The following is a 20,040-nucleotide window of genomic DNA, read 5'->3' as shown; positions in this document are numbered from 1 at the left end:
TTGAGTGGGTTAGTGGCCGAAATCATAGCGCACCGACGCCAGAAACGTCCGACCGGCTGCCAGATAACGGAAGTTTTCCATGGTGGTACTGTCATAGCCCAGACTGGCGGCGTAACGACGGTCAAAGACATTGGCGACCTTCAACTGCCCGGACCAGCCCGGCAGGAACTGCCAGGTTCCGCGCAGGTCCATGGTGCCATAGCCAGGCAGCAACTGGCTGTTGGCCGCATCGTTGTAGCGATTGCCCTCGGCCACCAGGGTGGCACCGACCGACCACTGATCGAACAGCCGGTCCACGTCCAGGCGGGCGGTTTTCCGGGCCCGTCGGGGCAGGCGTTTGTTGGTATCGCGGTTCTCGGCATCGGCATAGGTGAGCGCTGCCTGAAGGTCCCACTGGCTGGTACGGTAACCGGACGTCCACTCAATCCCCCGAATGCGGGCGGTTTCCACGTTTTCCATCGTGCCCTGCCAGGTAACCGGATCCGACACATAGGTGATCAGGTCCCGGACTTCGTTCTGATAAACCGCCACATCCCAGAACCAGGTCTGGTACCGGCCGGAAAATCCGGCTTCGACCATACGGCCTTTCTCCGGCTGCAGATCCGGATTGCCGCTGTAGTAAGGGGTCACCAGGTACAGGTCGTTGAACGTGGGAGCACGAAAGGACGTCGCGTAGCTGAGCCGAACGCGATGCGAGCGGTCCAACTCGTGTCCGAGGGCAATGCCACCGGTCTCATTCCGGCCGTAGGCCTCATTGTCATCCATGCGCAGGCTGCCGGTGACGTTCGTAGCTCCGAAGTTCAGCCGGCCCTGGCCGAACACGGCGGTATTGGTGCGGCTGTCCTCGGCAAACTGGTCGCTGCCGCCCACTTCGTCCTGCGAAATTTCGGAGCCCAGGACCAGCTCATGCACGCCCGCTGTCAGGGTGTTTTCCCAACGGGCCGACCGGGACAGCGTGTTGTAGACACTGGGATAGTCGCCAAAGGTTTCCTGTTCGTCCCGCGACTCGGAAAACTGGATGCGGGTCCGCCAGTAATCGCTTGCGACCGCCTCCAGATGCAGCCCGGCTGCCCGGATCATGAAGTCGGTATCGCCCCCTTCGAACTCGGTATTACCCTGGGATTGCAGCACCGTGACGCCGACGCCACCACCACGTTCAAACCTGTGACTGACCTTGGCCAGACCCGCTGCATTACGGTAGCCACGGTCTTCACCGCCTTTACGCAGATTAGTGCCATCAGTATCCGAATAGAGACCACCGAGCAAAACTGAGGTGTTGTCTTCCGTGGCCGCCAGCCCAGCAGATGTGGAACGGGTATCATGGGAGCCACCGGCCACATCCATCCAACCACGCTGGCCCTCGGACGGAGTCAGGGTGAACGCCTGCACGACGCCACCAACGGCGTCGGCGCCGTAGAGGGAACTCTTGGCACCCCGAACCAGCTCAACGCGATCGATCAGATCCGTCGGCAGGAACTGCCATGGCGGAATGCCCGCCGTGGCAGAGCGCAGACGGATACCATCCAGCAACAGGACCGTACCGGAACTTCCCGCGCCACGCAGGAACACGCTGGTGGTTTTGCCGTAACTTCCGTCGGAAACCACATTGATACCCGGCTGCGCCCTCAACAGATCGCGGAACTCGGCCGGCTGCTGACGACGGATTGTGTCCTGGTCGATCACCGTGACCGAGGACAGACTCTCGCCCACGGTCTCCGGGCCGAGAGTTGCGGTGACGACGATCGGGTCCAGTTCGGAACCCTCGGTACCGGCGTTGGATTGAGCCAGGGTTGTGATGGGCAGGAAGACCAGGCTCGCGCCTAGCAAGGGGACAGGAAAGCACTTCTTGGACATTGCTGGTTCTCCGCTGACCGCGCGCACCCGCACGGGAAATCAGGTTCGGATCGCGGACAGAGGGAGGGCAGGCGGAAGACGGGATGCTCAGCAGGGCCGGACGTCGCCCACCCAAGCCGCCCACCGCAGCTCCGGGTGTGTTTTCCAGGCCGGTCTCCGGGCTTACAGGCGGAACCATGGGTTCCCGGGCGATCACCTTCCCATGCCGAGGGCACAGTGGCGCGACAGATCGCCGGTTCCTGCTTACCGTTGCGGGGGCAGCATCGGACTTGCACCAGTGGGTTTCACCAGGCTCACCGATTTCCCGTTTCACCCGTCGCGCTTTGCGACGGACACCTGAAAAAGTGCGGCAAGGCTAGCAATTGCCTGCATAGTGGTCAATCGAATCGATCCGGCATCGGCCGTGGCCAGTGCCTCCGGGTGTTGCTATAGTCCTTGATTAACTGACATTTTTCAGTATCCACGGATCGCCCATCAGGGAGCGTTATGCAGCCGGAGCTCATCGACATCCGCAACCACATGGCCCAATTCCCGCCATTCGACGAGATGCCCGAAGCGCTTCTCGATCAGGTCGTTGAAAATATCGAAATCCAGTATTTCCGGGCCGGCACCACGATTCTTGAGTTCGGCGCCGCCAACACCTGGTTGTATTACATTCGCAGCGGTGCGGTGGAGGTCTTCCGGCGCTCCGGAGAGCTCTACAGCCGGCTCGGCGAGGGGGAGATTTTCGGGCAATTCGGGTTGCTGATGCACAAGAAGACCCGTTTCCCGGCCAAGGCCCTCGAAGACACCCTGGTTTACCGGATTCCGGATGACATCTTTCAGTTCCTCTTCGAGAACGACGAAAACTTCGCGGATTTTGTCGAGATCGAGGATCGGAGCCGCCTGCGCTCCGCGCTTTCCCGACGGGAGAAGTCCAACGACCTGATGACCTCCCGCGTCACCCGTCTTATCTCCCGCGCGGTTGTTTCGGCCCCCTCCACCGTGCGCCTGCAGGAGGCAGCGCGGATCATGACCGACCAGGGCGTATCGGCGCTGCTCCTGATGGACGAAACCGGCGACACGCCGAAACTGCACGGCATCATCACCGACCGGGATCTGCGCACCCGCGCCGTCACTGAAGCCCTGCCCTCCGAGACACCCATCTCGGACATCATGTCCGAAGACCTGATCACGATCCGCGCCAACTCGTTTATCTTCGAAGCCATGCTCACCATGTTGCACAACAACGTTCACCATCTTCCGGTGATGGACAGGGACGAAGTGCGTGGGGTCATCGCCCTTTCGGATATCGTGAAATACGAAAGTCAGAGCAGCCTCTACCTGGTCAGCAACATCTACCAGCAAACCAACGTCAAAGGGCTGAAGCGTATCAGCCTGGGCGTACGGGACACCTTTGTCCGGATGGTCAACGAGGACGCCAACTCCCATATGATCGGCAGTGCCATGGCCGGGATTGGTCGCAGCTTTACCCAGAGACTGCTCGAACTCGGCGAGGAGCAACTCGGGCCGCCCCCGATTCCCTATTGCTTCATGGCGCTCGGCTCCATGGCCCGGGACGAGCAGCTGGTGGTGACCGACCAGGACAATGCCATGATCCTGGACGACAGCTACGTGCCGGAGGAGCATGATCCCTACTTCCTCGCGCTGGCCAAATTCGTCAGCGACGGCCTCGCCGAATGTGGCTACAAGTACTGCACTGGGGACATCATGGCGACCAACCCGAAATGGCGACAGCCACTGGCCGTCTGGAAGCGGTACTTCACCGACTGGATCGAGAACCCCAGGGCCGACGCCCTGCTCAACAGCAATATTTTCTTCGACCTGGATGGCATCCATGGCCACACCGAATTCGCCGAATCGCTGAAAACCCTGGTGGCCGAGAAAGCCAGCCACAGTCAGCGCTTCCTTACGCTGCTGGCCCGTAATGCGCTGAACCGTACACCGCCACTGGGATTCTTCCGGACGTTCGTACTGGAAGAGGACGGCCAGCACCGAAAGACCTTCAACCTCAAGCGACGGGGCACAGCACCGGTGTCGGATCTGATCCGGGTGCACGCGCTGGCGTGCGGCTCCCGGGCCCAGAATTCCTTCGACCGGCTCCAGGCGATCGGCAAGACCAAGTTGCTGCTGGAGGACGACCTGGGCAACCTCAGGGACGCCCTGGAGTTCATCTCCATCGTCCGGATACGGCATCAGGCACTGGCGATCGAGGCCGACCGGGAACCGGACAACAATGTCCGCCCCGAAGACCTGTCACCCTTCGAACGCAGTCACCTGAAGGATGCGTTCCAGGTCGTCAGCAATGCCCAGAAATTCCTCCGGTTCCGGTACAACGCCCAGGTGGGTCGCAATGCCCAGTAATCCAGCAAATGCGGGAAACCTTCATAGTCTCCCCTGGCCGGACCAGTATGCCGCCCTGGCAAAACAGGCCAGGACACCGTTACTCAAGGCCTTCTACGAGGCCGGATGTGTCGATCCGGAAACGCCGATTTCCGACGTTCCCCTGGTGGCTCTCGACTTCGAGACAACGGGGCTGGACCCGAGCCAGCACTCCATTGTCAGCGTTGGCGCGGTGCCGTTTACCCTGAATGCCATCGAACTGAATCACTGCTGGCACCAGGTGGTTCGACCGGCCCTGCCGCTGCACCAGACCTCCATTACCATTCATGGCATTACCCACAGCGATATCGATGAGGCCCCGGATCTGGGCGAGGTTCTGGACAGGCTTTTCAGCTTCCTGAACGGACGCATCCCCGTCGTCCACTATCGGGACATCGAACGACCGTTCCTGGACGTCGCCCTGCAATGGCGACTGGGTGAGGGCATCCGGTTTCCCGTCCTCGACACCATGGCGATCGAGGCTCACCTTCACCCCGACCGTCGCCCGAGCCGTTGGCAACGGCTGATGGGAAAAAAGCCCGTGTCGATCCGACTGGCGGACAGCCGGGCCCGCTACGGGCTTCCCCACTACGCCTCTCACAATGCCCTGATCGATGCCCTGGCGACATCGGAGCTGCTACAGGCGCAAATCTGGCATCATTTCAGACCGGACACCCCGGTCCGGGATCTCTGGCTTTAATTCCCGGACCCGGATTCGCCTTTCACCTGGTCGATGTATTGGCCATAGCCCTCAGCAGCCATGTCGTCGAGCGGGATGAAGCGCATGGCCGCCGAGTTCATGCAATACCGCAATCCCGTGGGCGCAGGACCGTCATCAAACACGTGTCCCAGATGGGAATCGGCGTACCGGCTGCGGATTTCCGTGCGGGTCGTGAAGAACGAGGTGTCCTTCTTTTCAACCACCGCATCCGGTTTGATCGGCCGGGTAAAGCTGGGCCATCCGGTGCCGGATGAAAACTTGTCCCGGGACGAGAACAGCGGTTCCCCGGAAACGATGTCGACATAGAGTCCCGCCCGTTTATTGTTCCAGTACCGGTTGTCATAGGGCGGCTCAGTGCCCTCCTCCTGGGTCACCTCGTACTGCAGATCCGTCAGTTCCTGCCTGAGCGTCTGATCGTCCGGTTTGGTGAAGGCATCCGGATCAAACCCCTTGCTGGCCGATGGCGCATTCATGGCATCGGGCTTGAAGCGGGAGAAATCCAGCTCATAGTCTTCGCCATACACCTTCTCGATAAACTGGTAGCGGCCCGAATTGAAGGTGTAGAAGTGGTACCGGATCGGATTCTTCTCGTAGTAGTCCTGGTGGTATTTTTCCGCAGGCCAGAACTTCTTCAGGGGTTCGATCGCCACCACGACCGGCTTGTCGTAGATGCCGGACGCTTGCAGCTTCGCCTTGGCAGCTTCAGCTTGCCGCTTCTGCGCCTCGTTATGGTAGAAAATCACCGGCCGGTACTGGTTGCCCCGGTCCACAAACTGACCCTTGGCATCGGTCGGGTCCATCATCCGCCAGAAGCCCTGTAACAACCCTTCGTAGGTCATCTTCGTGGGATCGTAATAGACCTGCACGGATTCGGTATGGCCGGTACCGCCGGAAGAGACCTGTTCGTATGAGGGATTGTCCACATCGCCACCCGCGTAGCCGGACACCGCCTCAACCACGCCGGGAATCTTCTCGAAACCGGCCTCCACACACCAGAAACAGCCGCCGGCGAACGTCGCGACCGACAGATCCGGATTATCCGGTGCGAATTGTGTATCGGCCCTGGTCTGCTTTTCAGCCGACGCCTGAAGGGCAAAGACTGACGCGGCCAGCGCTACAGCCAGGGTGAACACTGCCCCAATCGTTTTGCGTTTCATAAACACCTCCTCTGATCATTCAGTACGATCAGCCTAACGCTGAGGTTTCACAAAACCGTTTTCCGTTTATCACGAATCCATAACGATCCGGGTTATCCATTCCTACCGGTGATCGCCTTGTCAGCCGGAGGCAACCAGAGCCGGAATTCGGCACCACCCCCGGGCCGGTTGTTTACTGAAATACGACCATCCTGAAGCCTGGCCAGCCGCTGGGCAATGGCCAGTCCCAGCCCCGCGTGCCCGACCCGGGAACGGGTGTTGCCCTGAAAAAAGGGCTCGAAGACATGGTCGATCTGATCCGGAGGAATGCCCGGGCCGGCGTCCACCACGGCGATGCTCGCGCCACTCGTTTCGGCGCACACCGACAGCAGGACCGTGTTATCGGGAGGCGAATGTCTGATAGCGTTTCCGATCAGGTTGTCCAGAATCCGTTCGCACAGCTCGATGTCTGCCAGTGCCCGGACCGGCTCCATGACTCCCAGGTGCAGCGTAACCCCGGCTCCCTCCGCCTCCGGCAGGTGTTTCTGAACGACGTCGTGCACCAGTTCAGCCACTGCAAACGGTTCCGGTGAGGCACGCTTTTCTCGGGCCTCCAGTGCCGCCAGCTCGAACAGCTCGTCCACCAGCCGGGCCAGCCGACGACTTTCGGACAGCGCAATCTCCAGGAAACGCTGCCGTTCCGCCGGGGCCAGACTGTCCTGTTTCAGCTTCAGCGCCTCGAGGTAGCCCTGGATGGAGGCCAATGGCGTCCTCAGGTCATGGGACACCTGAGCCACCAACTGTCGACGCTGATGATCCTTGTCCTTCAGCAGCTCCAGCTGGGCCACAATCCGTTGGGACATCTGGTCAAACCGGTCGGACAGATAGTCGATGTCATCCCCGGTTACCGTTACTTCATCGCGGGAATCTGCCGCCGGGGTCGCTGCGTCAGCCTCAAAGGCTTCAACCCGTTCTGTCAGCCGGGACAACCGACGTGTCAGCAGGCGGAAAAACAGCAAACCGGCCAGCAGGCCCACGAACAGGCTCACCGCCAGGGCGCCCGCGCCCATCTGCAACAACTGACGGCTGTGGACCATGCTCTCGGCCAGGTCGTATTCCTCGCCCCGCAGGACCACGTACAGGTACCCCGTGGGATTCGCTTCCGAGGGCACAGGGGTAACGGAAAACACCTTGCGCCGATCATGGCTGCGGGGATCATCGCCGAGCAGTGGAAACGACGATGGATCGCTGAGCAGCTCATGGATGGGTCCGAGCGACACCCGTTTGCGTTTGATCTTGTCGGGGTCGGCCGAGTAGGAAAGGATGCGACCGTCCGAATCGAGCAGGTAGATCTCGATACTCGGATTGATGGTCATGTACAACTCGAAGAGCTTTTTCAGGGCGTCCCGGTTCAGCCGGCCGTCGGTCACCAGGTTGCGATCCGACACGAGATTCCGCGCCAGGTCCCGGTTCAGTTCCTGGTTCACCGCCGCGGTGTACTCGCGCACGGAATACAGACTGAGCACCGTGAACAACCCTCCCACGGTCACCAGCAGCAGGAAGAGCGCCAGTGCCAGTCGGCCGTAGAGTGTTCGTAACATGGGTCTGACCATGGCTCAGTCCATGAACCGGTAGCCGACGCCCCAGACCGTCTGGACGTAGCGGGGTTCGGCCGGATCCGCCTCGATCTTGTTCCGGAGCCGGTTGATGTGAGTATTCACGGTGTGTTCGTAGCCGTCGTGATTGTAGCCCCAGACCGCATCCAGCAGTTGGGCCCGGCTGAAGACACGGCCCGGGTGACGGGCAAAATACCAGAGCAGGTCAAACTCCCGGGCAGTCAGCTCCACCTCCTGGTCCCGGACAATGACCCGGCGCCGGACCGGGTCAACGCGCAGCCCGTCGACGACGATCTCCTCCGGCTCGGGCGTCGCCTCCGCCCTGGCCGCGAGCGCATCCACACGGCGGAACAGCGCCTTGATCCTGGCCGAGAGTTCCGCCACGCTGAACGGCTTGGTCAGGTAGTCATCGGCCCCCATTTCCAGTCCCAGCACACGGTCCAGCTCGGTGCTCTTGGCGGTGAGCATCAGCACCGGCACGTAACCCTGACCGGCGCGGATGTCACGACACACTGCCAGACCGTCCATGCCAGGCAGCATCAGGTCGAGGATGACCAGATCGATACCGCCCTGGCGAAAACGGACCAGGCCCTGCTCGCCGTTATCCACCAGGACCGGCTCCATGCCCAAATCGGCCACCTGCATGCGCACCAGTTCGCCGATACCGGGGTTGTCCTCGATAATCAGTACGGTTCGTGTCATGGTCTCCCCGGACTCCCGTCCCTTTTTCGTGACTTTTCCTGAGTCTAGCCCAGAAATATCACGAAACGATCACGTCCGGAGAGATCGGCCGAAACCCGAAACGGCAGGTAGGCGACTCAAGGCCGACCGGCGTGGGGAACAGCGACGCGGGCGGTCATCAGGGCGGCCTCCCGAGCCTGTTTTCGGCGACCTGCAGCGGAGTCTGGTGCACAGCACAGAAGCAGTGTCCGGCCGTCTTCACCGCCGAGCATGCAGGCGAATACTCCCTGACCGTCCGGGGCACGAATCTCATCAGTGATCTCGCCACCTTCGGCCACCCGGACGCAACGCTGATTGAAGGCGTCGGCAATCCAGATCTGGCCCTCGGCATCCAGACAGCAGCCATCCGGCCCGACCGCCAGCTGCTTCAGCATGTCCCGCCGTGGCCCGCGCTCAGGGCGCTCTCCAAAGGCAGCCCAGGGACGGCGATTGGAAAGCTTACCGTCAGCCTCGATGGTGAATGCCGTCATGCAGTTGCCGAAGGTCTCCCCGACGACCAGCGTGCGACCGTCCGGGGTGATCACCATGCCGTTCGGAAACCACAAGTCCCCGGCGGCTGCGGTCACGGTGCCGTCGGTGTCGATCCGGACCAGCGTTGCCGGTTCCAGGTCGGCGCCGCCCATAAGGTCGAAACCGAAGTTACCAACCCAGGCGGTGCCGTCCTCTGCAACCACCATGTCATTGACGTGGCCGGTGGCATGGTCGTTCAGGTCGGCATAGATTTCCGTACCGCCATCGGGCCGCCGGCGGAGGATCTTGTGATCAAGCATGGAGACCACCAGCAGGGATCCGTCCGGCAGCCACCCCAGGCCGGACGACTGTTGGGGCATCTCCAGGACCTTCTCCATATCGCCATCAGGCGTCACCGTGAAGACGCCATGACGGTAGAAATCGGAGACCCACCAGCGACCATCACGCCAGCGCGGGCCCTCGAAAAAACAGCCACCGTCGGCCAGTAACGACAATCCGCTCATGGCTCAGCCTCCCAGAAAACCGGTCAGGCGTTCGCGAACGATCGCGTTGGCATCATCGACGATCCGGCGGATCAGCTCGTCGCAGGTCGGAATATCGTGAATCAGGCCGGCGACCATGCCGCAACTCCAGGCCGCTTCATCCATCTTGCCTTCCTGCAGCACCAGACGTCCCTTGGCGCCGGTGACCAGATGCCGGATATCGTCGATGGTTTCCGCCTCGCCCTTCTCTTTTTCGATCCGGATGATTTCTTCCACAGCCGCGTTGTTCATCACCCGTTCGGTGTTGCGGAGGTTCCGCATGATCAACCGGGTCTGGAGCTCGTCCGCCTCCAGGATGGCCTGCTTGACGTTGTCGTGGATGGGAGCATCTTTTGTGGCCAGGAACCGGGTGCCCATGTTCATGCCCTCGGCACCAAGCGCCATGGCGGCCACCAGGCTGCGTCCGTCAGCCATACCACCAGAGGCGACAAACGGGATGGTCAGTTCCTCCGCCGCCCGGGGCAGAAGGATGAAGTTGGGAATGTCGTCTTCCCCGGGGTGACCACCACATTCAAAGCCATCGACACTGGCCGCATCACAACCAATGCGCTCGGCCTTCAGGGCATGGCGCACCGACGTGCATTTGTGGATCACCCTGATGCCTGCGGCCTTGAGCTGGGGCATGTACTGCTCCGGGCTCCGCCCGGCGGTCTCCACCGCCTTCACGCCGCCCTGGATGATGGCATCGATGTATTCGGGATAGGGTGGCGCCTTGAACGACGGCAGGAACGTCAGGTTGACGCCGAACGGCTGGTCGGTCATCTCGTGGCAGCGGGCAATCTCTTTGGCGAGATCTTCCGGTGTCGGCTGGGTGAGCGCGGTGATGATGCCCAGTCCGCCAGCGTTCGAGACCGCTGAGGCCAACTCGGCGTAACCCACGTGGTGCATGCCACCCTGGATGATGGGATAACGGATGCCGAACAGTTCAGTGATTCTTGTCTTCATAGCGGGTTTTCCGTTTTGTCGTTAGAATGGTTCGCAACTGTGTTATGAGGTTCCTGTGACAGCCAGAGCGACAACAAAGCCAACACCGGCAGACGCCTTCAAACGTGCCCGACGGATGTGGTTAAAGGGAGAGCGCATTCACCTTGCCTCCCTGTCCGATGAACTCAACATCGGGCGGGCCACGCTTTTCCGCTGGGTCGGCAACAAGGATCTGCTGATCGGAGAAGTGCTCTGGTCCCTCTACGAGCCGTTGCGACAGGAAGCTCTCGCCATCACACCGGGCCACGGCATCGACTTCGTGGTTGGCGTCTACCGGCACATCAACTCCACGGTGCTGCATTTCGAGCCGCTCCGGCGCTTCATTCATCAGGATCCCGAGTACGCCCTGAAGATCCTGACCTCGTCCCAGTCGACATTGCGAGCCCGCACGGTCGAGGCCAACACCCGGATCCTCCGGGACCAGGTGGCCCGGGGCTATATCACCCCGCCCATGAACATCGAAAGCCTGTCCTACTTCATGGTGCGGCTCGCCGAATCCTGCCTTTACAGCGACATTCTCGGCGGCCGGGAACCACGGGAAGAGGAACTGGAGGACGCCTGTACCGCCGTGCGAATCCTGCTCGGCGGCAAGGTCTGACCTCCTGCCCGCATCAGAGCTGGAGTGAACGGATCTCCAGGAACTCCTCCAGGCCCCATTTGCCGAACTCACGGCCGATGCCGGAGTGGCCGAAACCACCAAACGGCGCAACCGGGTTGAAAGCACCGCCATTGACGAACACCTGGCCGGTGCGTAGCTTGCCGGCCACGCGCTTGGCACGGTCCCCATCCGCGGACCAGACAGCACCGGACAGACCATAGGGCGTACCGTTGGCGATGCGGATCGCCTCTGCCTCATCGGTGTAGGGAATGACGCACAGTACCGGGCCGAAGATCTCTTCCTGGGCAATCCGGCTGTCCGGTTTGACGTTGCCAAACACCGTTGGACGGACAAAAAAGCCGCCCGGATTACAGCCTTCGGGCGCTTCCGGACCACCGGTCACCAGGGTGGCACCTTCCTCGATCCCCAGCTTGATGTAGTCGATGACCCGATCCCGCTGCTGCCCTGACGCCAGCGGCCCCAGGCGTGTGGTTTCCTCCAGCGGATTGCCCGGGGTCATCTTGGCGACGGCTGCAGAGGCAAGCTCGCAGGCTTCGTCGTGCTTGTCCGCCGGCACCAGCAGACGGGTCAGCGCGGTACAGGTCTGCCCCGAATTCAGCAGGCAGTTGTTGACCGTGCCTTTGACCGCCGCCGCCAAATCCGCATCCGGCAGCACCACCGAGGCGGACTTGCCGCCCATCTCCAGGGCGATGCGCTTGAAATCATCCGCCGCCGCGTGGGCAATCAGATGGCCGGTGCGAGTGGAACCGGTAAACGATACCATCCGCACATCGGGATGTTTGATCAGGGTGTCGCCCACGGTGTGGCCGTGGCCACAGACCAGGTTGAACACCCCCTTGGGCAGATCGGTACCATCCAGAATGTCCGCCAGGATATAGGCACTCTGGGGCGCGATTTCCGACGGCTTGAGCACCACCGTGCAACCGGCGGCGATGGCCGGAACAATCTTCAGGATCACCTGGTGCAGCGGGTAGTTCCATGGGGTGATGCAGCCAACCACACCGACCGGCGCGTACTGCACTTCGGAGTTACCGGACTGCTCGTTAAACGGAAAGTCCGGCAACATTTTCAGGTAGGTCTTGGTGACCGTGGCCGGCATACCTGCCTGAATGGCGGTGGCCAGCTTGATCGGCATGCCCACTTCCCGGCACACGGTCTCGGCAATCTCCGGCGCCCGTTCCTTCAGTCCCGCGTGGAGCTGCTCCAACACCTTGATCCGCTGTTCCAGCGTGCTCTCGGACCAGGACTCAAATGCGGCATCAGCCGCGGCCACGGCCCGTTCCATTTCCTCACGACCGGAGGCCGGTACCCGTGCAATCGCCTCGCCCGTGCCGGATTCGTGTACGTCGATGGTTTCACCGGACCACGCGACCCATTCGCCATTGATGTAATTCTTGCTCAGATCATTCATAGGATTCCCCTTGATCAGTCTCTGTCCGCCCGGGTGTTCATTCGAACACGATCACGCCCCGGGCGTTCTTGCCCGCCACCATATCATCGAACGCCTGCGCGGCGTCCTCGATCGGATAGGTGCGGGTGATGAGTTCGTCCAGCTTCAGTTTACCGGCCTTGTAAAGCCCCAGGATGCGCGGGAAATCGTGCTGCGGCCGGGCTGACCCCAGCCAGCTTCCCTTGAGGGTCTTCTCGTCGGCGGGCAGCGTCAGGGTGGTGATTGACGTCTTGTCCTTCGGATCGGCCACGCCTACCACGACAGCGGTGCCGCCGCGGCCCAGACTCTTGTAGGCCTGCTCGACGACCGGTCCCGCGCCAACGCATTCAAAGGCATAGTCGACACCACCGGTCAGCTTCTTCACCGCCTTTGCGGCATCCTCGACCTCATTGATATCAACGGTATGGGTCGCACCGAATTCCCGGGCCATTTCCAGTTTTTTCGGATTGCTGTCGACGGCCACAATCATCTCCGCACCGGCGGTGGCACAACCCTGAATCGCGTTCAGGCCGACACCGCCAATACCGAAGACCGCGGCCCGGGAGCCTGGCTCCAGCTTTGCCGTATTGAACACAGCCCCGACACCGGTCATGACAGCGCAACCAACCAGGGCAGCGTTCTGCATGGGCACCGACTGGTCCACCTTGACGCAGTTATCGACGTGCATGGTGGCGTACTCGGCCATCACTCCGCAGGCGCCGAACACGTTCAGAGGCTCGCCGTTGGCATCCTTGGTACGCACGGTACCGTCCGGCAGGGTGAACATGGCTTTTCTGGCGTTTTCACAGAGAACCGGACGTCCGCGAACACACTGGCGACACTTGCCGCACATGGAGATGAAAGAGCTGACCACATGGTCGCCCTCCTTGAACTCGGTCACGCCCTCACCCACTTCGACCACCACACCGGCGGCTTCATGGCCGAGGACCAGGGGAGGCGGATACTGGATCTTGCCCGTGGTGGCAGACAGATCGCTGTGGCAGACACCGCAGGCCGCGATCTTGATGGTGATTTCGCCCCGTTTGGGACCCTCGACGGTGATGGTCTCAACCTGGACGGGCTTGCCCCATTCCCGGCAGACCACCGCTTTGGCTTGTCTGTCCATCTGTACTCCCCTTATTTTGTTGACGTTGTTGTCGTGTTCGGCTTTCTAGAATTCCTCGTCGGCCATATTCAGGGCAGTGGTATCCACTGCTTTCAGCAGCTCGGCCGTATGCAGGACCGAAGGCAACTCATACCGGGCGAAGTAATCACAGGCCTTCAACTTACCTTCATAGAAGTCAGCTGTCTGCTCGCCGTTGCCTGACAGGCCGGCCAATGCCCGTATACCCTGACGCAACCAGAGCCAGCCGACCACCACCTGACCAAAAGCATCCAGGTACAGGGTGGCATTGGCCAGTGCCTTCTCTTTATCGCCGCCGGCCTTTTCGGCATTTATGGCGTCGGTTGCCTCGGCCATCGCCCGGACGGCACGCTCCAGCCGATCGGCACTATCCGCCAGGCGCTGATGCTGACGCGCTTCGCCAATCGATGTTTCGATACGGTCCATCAGTGCCTGGTAGAAACGACCGCCCGCCAGCGACACCTTGCGCCCGAGCAGGTCCAGCCCCTGGATACCGTGGGTGCCCTCGTGAATCGGATTCAGCCGGTTATCCCGGTAGAACTGCTCCACCGGGTATTCCCGGGTATAGCCATAGCCCCCGTGTACCTGGATCGCCAGACTGTTGGCCTCCAGGCAGTATCGGGAGGGCCAGGACTTGATAACAGGGGTAAGCAGGTCCAGAAGGCCGGCGGCCAGCTCCCGCTGCTCGTCAGTCTCGGCAAACTTCTTCTCGTCCACCAGCATCGCGCCCTGCAGACACAAGGCCAGCCCACCCTCCACGTAGGCCTTCTGGGCCAGCAGCATGCGGCGGATATCGGCGTGGCGAATCAGGGGAACCTGGGGGCTTTGCGGATCTTTCTCGCCCACCGGTCTTCCCTGCCGACGTTCGCGGGCGTAATCCAGTGCATGCAGGTAGCCGGTATATCCCAGCATCACCGAACCCAGACCCACACCGATGCGGGCCTCGTTCATCATGTGAAACATGGCGGCGAGGCCCTGATGCGGCTGGCCAACGAGATAGCCGACGGCACCGTCCTTTTCACCAAAATTGAGCATGGTGGAGGTGGTGCCCCGGTACCCCATCTTGTGGATCAGGCCGGCGAGGGCCACATCGTTCCGCTCGCCCAGACTGCCGTCCTCATTGACCAGAATCTTGGGCACCAGAAACAGGGAGATACCCTTGACCCCGGCGGGTGCATCCGGGAGTCGTGCAAGCACCATGTGAACGATGTTGTCGCTCAGCTCGTGGTCGCCGCCGGAAATGTAGATCTTGTTGCCGAACAGGCGGTAGCTGCCATCCGGCTGGGGCTCGGCGCGGGTGCGCAGATCGCCCAGGGAAGAACCGGCGTGGGGTTCAGTCAGGCACATGGTGCCGAAGAACCGCCCCGCCAGCATCTGCTCGGCGTAACGGCTTTTCTGTTCATCGCTGCCGTGTGCCAGGATCAGGTTAGCGGCAGCGATGGTGAGACCGGCGTAGCCCTGGGTGCCCACATTGGCGCCCTTCAACATCCCGACGCACATCTGGGCCACGGCGGCCGGCAGTTGCATACCGCCACGCTCGTAGTCCTGACTGGCCGCCATCAGGCCGGTGCCTTTGAGAACATCCAGTGCCTTGCGAACCTCCGGACGCATCTCCACCCGGCCGTTCTCGAAGGTGGGTTCCTCTTCGTCCACCAGGCGCGCGTGAGGCGCAAACTCCTCGGCCGCAACCTTCAACGCAAGGTCAAGCGCCGCCTGCAGCGTCTCGCGGCTGTGATCCGCATACCGATCAAACCTCAGGACACTTTCCACATCGTGTAGTTCGTACAGCTGGAAGGCCAGATCACCGGGATTGACGATTTTCTGCTGCATGGCGACGCCCCTCCGTTATACCACTTCGAACAGACCGGCAGCGCCCTGGCCACCCCCGATGCACATGGTCACGACCACGTACTTGGCACCGCGACGCTTACCCTCGATCAGGGCATGGCCGGTCAGACGGGAGCCGGTCACACCGTATGGATGACCCACGGCAATGGAACCGCCATTTACGTTCAGCTTCTCCATCGGGATGCCCAACCGGTCACGGCAGTACACCACCTGGGAGGCAAACGCTTCGTTCAGTTCCCACAAGTCGATGTCGTCCATGGTCAGGCCATTGCGCTCAAGCAAACGCGGAATGGCGAACACCGGACCGATACCCATCTCATCCGGCTCACAACCGGCCACGGCAAAGCCACGGAAGATGCCCATGGGCTCAATGTTGTTCTTCTCGGCGTAGGTGCTGTTCATCACGGTACAGACCGACGCGCCATCGGACAGCTGACTGGCGTTACCCGCCGTCACGAAGTTGCCTTCGCCACGGACGGGATCCAGCCCCTGCAGGCCTTCCAGCGTCGTGTTCGGACGATTGCACTCGTCACGGGTCAGCGTGACATCCTTCTGGCTGACCTCACCGGTCTCCTTGTCCTTCACCAGCATGGTGGTGTCATAGGGCACGATCTCGTCGTCAAACTTGCCCGCTTCCTGCGCCGCAGCGGTCCGCTGCTGGGAGATCAGGGCGTACTCGTCCTGGGCTTCCCGGCTCACGTTATACCGCTGCGCCACGATGTCTGCGGTCTCAATCATGGACAAATACAGCTCGGGCTTGTGCTTCATCAGCCACTCGTTGGTGGCGTGGAAGCTGTTCAGCTTGTCGTTCTGCACCAGGGAGATGGACTCCACGCCACCGGCAACCATCGCCGGCACTTTCTCGGACACCACACGCTGGGCCGCGATAGCGATGGACTGCAGACCGGAGCTGCAGAAACGATTGATGGACAGACCGGCGGTGGTCACCGGCAGCCCGGCCCGAATCGCCGCCAGGCGAGCCATGTTCTTGCCCTGCGCACCTTCGTGGAAAGTCGCGCCAAGAATGACATCCTCGACAATCGCCGGATCAATACCCGCACGCTGAACCGCGTGCTGGATCACATGACCGGCCATATCCACGCTGTGAGTGTTGTTCAGTGCACCCCGGTAGGATTTGCCCAGACCGGTGCGGGCAGTGGAAACAATAACGGCATCAGACATAACAAACGTCCTCATATAGTCGAATGGCTTGGATCGGGCGCAGCCCGGTCAAACCTGAACTCAAAATTCTGTCGGTCGCGGGGCGGGAACCCTTTTCCGCCCGGGAAAAGCTGTCTGAGCGAAGCGAGTTCTTTTCCCAGAGGAAAAGGGTTCCCGCCCCGCGACCCGCCCCCAAACTGAGTCTCGAGAAATCAAAGATCCCCGAACTTGTTACCCTCAGCCACCAACTTCTCCAGCAAAGCCGCCGGCTTCCACTGCTCACCACCCACGGTGTCCTGATAGGTCTTCACGGCCTTCAGAATGGTGTCCAGACCCAGCTGATCGGCCCAGAACATGGGGCCACCACGGTATGCCGGGAAGCCATAGCCGTAGATCCAGACAATGTCGATATCCAGCGACCGATCGGCGATACCTTCTTCCAGGATCTTCGCGCCCTCGTTGATCATCACGTACATGCAGCGCTCGAGGATTTCCTGATCGGAAATCTCCCGCGGCGTAATGCCCTGCTCCTTACGGAACTCTTCGATCAGCTTTTCGACCTCAGGATCCGGAATCGGCTTGCGGCTGCCTTCCTCGTAGCGGTAGACACCGGCCTGGGTCTTCTGGCCAAGACGGTTCTGCTCCGCCAGCTTGTCCATCCAGCTCGGCTCCACGTGCTCACCGGCATTCCGGCGCTCCTCGCGGATGCGGTAGCCAACGTCGATACCGGCCAGATCCGACATGGCAAACTGACCCATCGGGTAACCCAGGTCGGTCAGCACCTTGTCCACCTGCTGCGGCGTGGCACCTTCATTCACCAGAGACATGGCCTCGGCACCGCGCTTGTGCAGCATGCGGTTGCCCACGAAACCATGGCAGTTGCCCACCAGGACACCCACCTTCTTGATCTTCTTGGCGACGGCCATCACCGTCGCCTTCACCTCGTCAGACGTCTTCTCGCCGCGAACGTTCTCCAGCAGCTTCATGACGTTGGCCGGGCTGAAGAAGTGCATGCCTACCACGTCTTCGGGACGCTTGGTGGCGGAGGCGATCTCATCGATATCCAGGGTGGAGGTATTGGACGCCAGGATCGCGCCCGGCTTGCAGACCGCATCCAGCTTGCCAAAGATCTCTTTCTTGATGGCCATGTTCTCGAACACCGCCTCAATCACCAGATCGACATCCTTGAAGTCGTCGTAGGTGAGGCTCGGCGTGATCAGCGACATGCGCTCTTCCACCTGCTCCTGAGTCAGCTTGCCCTTCTTGGCGGAGTTCTCGTAGTTGCGACGGATGATTGCCAGACCCTTGTCCAGGGCTTCCTGCTTGACTTCCACCATGGTGACCGGAATCCCGACGTTGGCGAAGTTCATGGCAATGCCACCACCCATGGTGCCGGCACCGATCACACCCACGGTTTTCACATCACGGACCGGGGTATCCTTGGACAGCCCCTTGACCTTGGACACTTCCCGCTCGGCAAAGAACGAATGGATCAGGCCGGCGCGCTGGGGCGATTCCATGCACTCCATAAACAGTTCCCGCTCGCGCTTCATGCCCTCGTCGAACGGCAGGTTGAAGGCCGCTTCCACCGCATCCACGCACTTGAACGGAGAGAACAGGCCACGGGCCCGTTTTTTCAGACCTTCACGAAACTGATCGAACACGTCACTGCCTTTCTCGGCGTCGATCTTGTCGGTGATGTCACGAACACGACGAACCGGCTTGCCCTCGTCAGCCAGCTTATTGGCGAAGGCGAGACCGGCGGCACGAATGTCACTGCCATCCTCGACGGCATCGACAATACCCAGTGCCAGGGCGTCTTTTGCACCGACAAACTCACCGGTAGTGATCATTTCGAGCGCTTTCTGGGCGCCAGTCAGACGCGGCAGACGCTGAGTGCCGCCAGCACCGGGCAACAGCCCCAGCTTCACTTCCGGCAACCCCACCTTGGCACTGCTCAGCGCAACCCGGTAGTGACAGCCCAGCGCCGTTTCCAGACCGCCCCCGAGGGCCGTACCGTGAATGGCGGCCACAATCGGCTTGTCGCTGTTCTCAAAGGTATTGACCACTTCGGGCAGGCCCGGCTCCTGCATGGGCTTGCCGAACTCGCGGATATCGGCACCGGCAATGAAGGTCCGGCCTTCGCAAACCAGAAGCAGCACCTTGGCTTCGGCATCTTTCTGGCCCTGTTCCAGAGCGGCGAGCAGCCCTGAGCGGACCGCATGGCTGAGGGCGTTGACCGGTGGATAATCTACCGTGATGACACCAACACTGCCTTCTCTGTTATACGAAACCACCTCAGACATAATTCCTCCTCGCCTTATATGGAATATGATTTTAACTAGCGAAACATACGTACGATTTAATACAAGTTTATACGCCGTTTCAACCGCCAATTAAATAGTAAGCATAAAAAAACCGCAGACATTCGTCTGCGGTTTTTGGTGTTACGGTCCTGAAATCAGCGGCCCGAACGGCTTATCTGTCGCTCTGAAATATCACACGCCGAGCGACTCGATATCCCCGGCCAGCATTGCCAACTGGTGAGCCACCGATTCACGGAGCTTTTCAGCCGACACCAGATAGGACGGTGCGGCACAGGTCAGCGCCATGATGGTGCCATCCTGCAGATGGATGGGCACGCCGGCAGAGTTGATGTTCCGGTCCCATTCTCCCAGGGACAGGCAGAAACCATGCTCCTTGTAATCCTGCATGGCCTGCTCCAGACCGGCCTTCTTCTCGGGCCAGGAATCTCCGTATTTTGCCTCCATGGATTCGTCAATCAGCTTACGACCGTTGTCGCTGATGGCAGAGTAATAGGCACGCCCGGCGGATGTCGTGGCCATGGGCAGCTTCAGCCCGATCTCCATGCGGAGCAGGGACGCTTCCGGCGGCAGGCGGTTCTCCACGTAAATCATGTGAAGACGATCGCGGCAGGTCAGCCCCACGGACATGTTGGTCTGGCGCGCAAACTCATCCATGTAGGGCTTGGCGAGCTGACGCACCTTCAGGTTCGAGACATAGGCGTAACCGAGCGCCAGAACCCCGGAGCTCAACTGGTATTTTTCCAGCTGGGTGTTGTAACTGAGGTACCCGAGCTTGGTCAGCGTGTAGGTCATCCGGGAAACGGTGGGTTTTGGCAGACCGGTAATCCGGGCGATGTCCTGATTACCCAGGATCACAGACCCCTGACTGAAGGCCCTGAGGACGTCCAGCCCGCGAGAGAGTGCCTCGACAAACTTGCGATCTTTCTCCGGCTTCACCGGGACGCCGTCGCCGGATGCCACCCGCAATTCTGGTGAATCAATAGTTGCTCTTGCCATATTCGGGCGCCTCCAACAGCTTAGCCTGATCCGCTGACCGGGATATTAGTATTATGAATAACCAAAGAT

General features: G+C 60.9%; 15 protein-coding genes and 1 riboswitch. Of the genes, 3 read left to right on the top strand and 12 right to left on the bottom strand.

Annotated elements, in window-relative coordinates; genetic code table 11:
- Window positions 1-9 precede the first annotated feature (9 nt).
- The gene (locus MLD04_RS12270) at window positions 10-1,854 is read right to left on the bottom strand and encodes a TonB-dependent receptor plug domain-containing protein (protein ID WP_248158738.1); all 1,845 of its coding nucleotides are present in this window, start codon (window positions 1,852-1,854) and stop codon (window positions 10-12) included.
- Window positions 1,855-1,984: 130 nt separating this feature from the next.
- Window positions 1,985-2,209, bottom strand: a riboswitch (cobalamin riboswitch).
- Between the two features lie 131 nt (window positions 2,210-2,340).
- Between MLD04_RS12270 and MLD04_RS12265 the strand changes: the two genes are divergently transcribed.
- Window positions 2,341-4,218: a DUF294 nucleotidyltransferase-like domain-containing protein gene (locus tag MLD04_RS12265; RefSeq protein WP_248158735.1), complete on the top strand. Its 1,878-nt coding sequence runs from the start codon at window positions 2,341-2,343 to the stop codon at window positions 4,216-4,218.
- The gene (locus tag MLD04_RS12260) at window positions 4,208-4,936 is read left to right on the top strand and encodes a 3'-5' exonuclease (RefSeq protein ID WP_248158725.1); all 729 of its coding nucleotides are present in this window, start codon (window positions 4,208-4,210) and stop codon (window positions 4,934-4,936) included. The genes MLD04_RS12265 and MLD04_RS12260 overlap by 11 nt, the downstream gene beginning before the upstream one ends.
- Here MLD04_RS12260 and msrB read toward each other — a convergent pair.
- The 5 genes from msrB to MLD04_RS12235 all read right to left on the bottom strand — a co-directional run bounded on the left by msrB (window position 4,933) and on the right by MLD04_RS12235 (window position 10,408).
- Window positions 4,933-6,114 (bottom strand): peptide-methionine (R)-S-oxide reductase MsrB, encoded by a 1,182-nt coding sequence (msrB, locus tag MLD04_RS12255; protein WP_248158723.1) that lies wholly within the window; start codon window positions 6,112-6,114, stop codon window positions 4,933-4,935. The two genes, MLD04_RS12260 and msrB, sit on opposite strands and share 4 nt — an antisense overlap.
- A gap of 92 nt (window positions 6,115-6,206) precedes the next feature.
- Window positions 6,207-7,706, bottom strand: a complete 1,500-nt coding sequence (locus MLD04_RS12250; RefSeq protein WP_379883712.1) for a sensor histidine kinase — start codon at window positions 7,704-7,706, stop codon at window positions 6,207-6,209.
- Window positions 7,707-7,709: 3 nt separating this feature from the next.
- Window positions 7,710-8,411 carry a response regulator transcription factor gene (locus tag MLD04_RS12245; protein ID WP_248158720.1) on the bottom strand — a complete coding sequence of 234 codons (702 nt, stop codon included), beginning with the start codon at window positions 8,409-8,411 and terminating at the stop codon, window positions 7,710-7,712.
- Window positions 8,412-8,527: 116 nt separating this feature from the next.
- Complete coding sequence (locus MLD04_RS12240) at window positions 8,528-9,424, bottom strand: SMP-30/gluconolactonase/LRE family protein (protein WP_248158719.1); 897 nt, start codon at window positions 9,422-9,424, stop codon at window positions 8,528-8,530.
- A 3-nt stretch (window positions 9,425-9,427) separates the two neighbouring features.
- On the bottom strand, window positions 9,428-10,408 hold the full coding sequence (locus MLD04_RS12235; RefSeq protein ID WP_248158717.1) for an NAD(P)H-dependent flavin oxidoreductase: 981 nt from the start codon (window positions 10,406-10,408) through the stop codon (window positions 9,428-9,430).
- Between the two features lie 115 nt (window positions 10,409-10,523).
- Between MLD04_RS12235 and MLD04_RS12230 the strand changes: the two genes are divergently transcribed.
- The gene (locus MLD04_RS12230; RefSeq protein ID WP_008940345.1) at window positions 10,524-11,045 is read left to right on the top strand and encodes a QsdR family transcriptional regulator; all 522 of its coding nucleotides are present in this window, start codon (window positions 10,524-10,526) and stop codon (window positions 11,043-11,045) included.
- A gap of 13 nt (window positions 11,046-11,058) precedes the next feature.
- On the opposite strand, the gene MLD04_RS12225 is transcribed toward MLD04_RS12230, so the two are convergent.
- The 6 genes from MLD04_RS12225 to MLD04_RS12200 all read right to left on the bottom strand — a co-directional run bounded on the left by MLD04_RS12225 (window position 11,059) and on the right by MLD04_RS12200 (window position 19,971).
- Window positions 11,059-12,477: an aldehyde dehydrogenase family protein gene (locus tag MLD04_RS12225; RefSeq protein WP_248158715.1), complete on the bottom strand. Its 1,419-nt coding sequence runs from the start codon at window positions 12,475-12,477 to the stop codon at window positions 11,059-11,061.
- Window positions 12,478-12,514: 37 nt separating this feature from the next.
- The gene (locus MLD04_RS12220) at window positions 12,515-13,621 is read right to left on the bottom strand and encodes a zinc-binding dehydrogenase (protein WP_248158714.1); all 1,107 of its coding nucleotides are present in this window, start codon (window positions 13,619-13,621) and stop codon (window positions 12,515-12,517) included.
- Window positions 13,622-13,666: 45 nt separating this feature from the next.
- Complete coding sequence (locus tag MLD04_RS12215; protein WP_248158713.1) at window positions 13,667-15,469, bottom strand: acyl-CoA dehydrogenase; 1,803 nt, start codon at window positions 15,467-15,469, stop codon at window positions 13,667-13,669.
- Window positions 15,470-15,484: 15 nt separating this feature from the next.
- The gene (locus MLD04_RS12210; protein ID WP_248158711.1) at window positions 15,485-16,669 is read right to left on the bottom strand and encodes an acetyl-CoA C-acyltransferase; all 1,185 of its coding nucleotides are present in this window, start codon (window positions 16,667-16,669) and stop codon (window positions 15,485-15,487) included.
- 191 nt (window positions 16,670-16,860) lie between these two features.
- Complete coding sequence (locus MLD04_RS12205) at window positions 16,861-18,954, bottom strand: 3-hydroxyacyl-CoA dehydrogenase NAD-binding domain-containing protein (RefSeq protein WP_248158697.1); 2,094 nt, start codon at window positions 18,952-18,954, stop codon at window positions 16,861-16,863.
- A gap of 192 nt (window positions 18,955-19,146) precedes the next feature.
- Entirely contained in the window at window positions 19,147-19,971 is an 825-nt protein-coding gene (locus tag MLD04_RS12200; RefSeq protein ID WP_248158694.1) for an IclR family transcriptional regulator, read from the bottom strand.
- Between the last annotated feature and the right edge of the window lie 69 nt (window positions 19,972-20,040).

The sequence above is a fragment of the Marinobacter koreensis genome, from assembly GCF_023156285.1.
GTDB lineage: Bacteria > Pseudomonadota > Gammaproteobacteria > Pseudomonadales > Oleiphilaceae > Marinobacter > Marinobacter koreensis.
Note: the sequence above shows the minus strand (reverse complement) of the source record. Positions and strands in the feature narration are given on the sequence as shown.

Bases quoted from the DNA above. Each gene is read 5' to 3' on its own strand.
- MLD04_RS12270 (WP_248158738.1), bottom strand. From the start codon at position 1,854: ATGTCCAAGAAGTGCTTTCCTGTCCCCTTGCTAGGCGCGAGCCTGGTC.
- MLD04_RS12265 (WP_248158735.1), top strand. From the start codon at position 2,341: ATGCAGCCGGAGCTCATCGACATCCGCAACCACATGGCCCAATTCCCG.
- MLD04_RS12260 (WP_248158725.1), top strand. From the start codon at position 4,208: ATGCCCAGTAATCCAGCAAATGCGGGAAACCTTCATAGTCTCCCCTGG.
- msrB (WP_248158723.1), bottom strand. From the start codon at position 6,114: ATGAAACGCAAAACGATTGGGGCAGTGTTCACCCTGGCTGTAGCGCTG.
- MLD04_RS12250 (WP_379883712.1), bottom strand. From the start codon at position 7,706: ATGGTCAGACCCATGTTACGAACACTCTACGGCCGACTGGCACTGGCG.
- MLD04_RS12245 (WP_248158720.1), bottom strand. From the start codon at position 8,411: ATGACACGAACCGTACTGATTATCGAGGACAACCCCGGTATCGGCGAA.
- MLD04_RS12240 (WP_248158719.1), bottom strand. From the start codon at position 9,424: ATGAGCGGATTGTCGTTACTGGCCGACGGTGGCTGTTTTTTCGAGGGC.
- MLD04_RS12235 (WP_248158717.1), bottom strand. From the start codon at position 10,408: ATGAAGACAAGAATCACTGAACTGTTCGGCATCCGTTATCCCATCATC.
- MLD04_RS12230 (WP_008940345.1), top strand. From the start codon at position 10,524: ATGTGGTTAAAGGGAGAGCGCATTCACCTTGCCTCCCTGTCCGATGAA.
- MLD04_RS12225 (WP_248158715.1), bottom strand. From the start codon at position 12,477: ATGAATGATCTGAGCAAGAATTACATCAATGGCGAATGGGTCGCGTGG.
- MLD04_RS12220 (WP_248158714.1), bottom strand. From the start codon at position 13,621: ATGGACAGACAAGCCAAAGCGGTGGTCTGCCGGGAATGGGGCAAGCCC.
- MLD04_RS12215 (WP_248158713.1), bottom strand. From the start codon at position 15,469: ATGCAGCAGAAAATCGTCAATCCCGGTGATCTGGCCTTCCAGCTGTAC.
- MLD04_RS12210 (WP_248158711.1), bottom strand. From the start codon at position 16,669: ATGTCTGATGCCGTTATTGTTTCCACTGCCCGCACCGGTCTGGGCAAA.
- MLD04_RS12205 (WP_248158697.1), bottom strand. From the start codon at position 18,954: ATGTCTGAGGTGGTTTCGTATAACAGAGAAGGCAGTGTTGGTGTCATC.
- MLD04_RS12200 (WP_248158694.1), bottom strand. From the start codon at position 19,971: ATGGCAAGAGCAACTATTGATTCACCAGAATTGCGGGTGGCATCCGGC.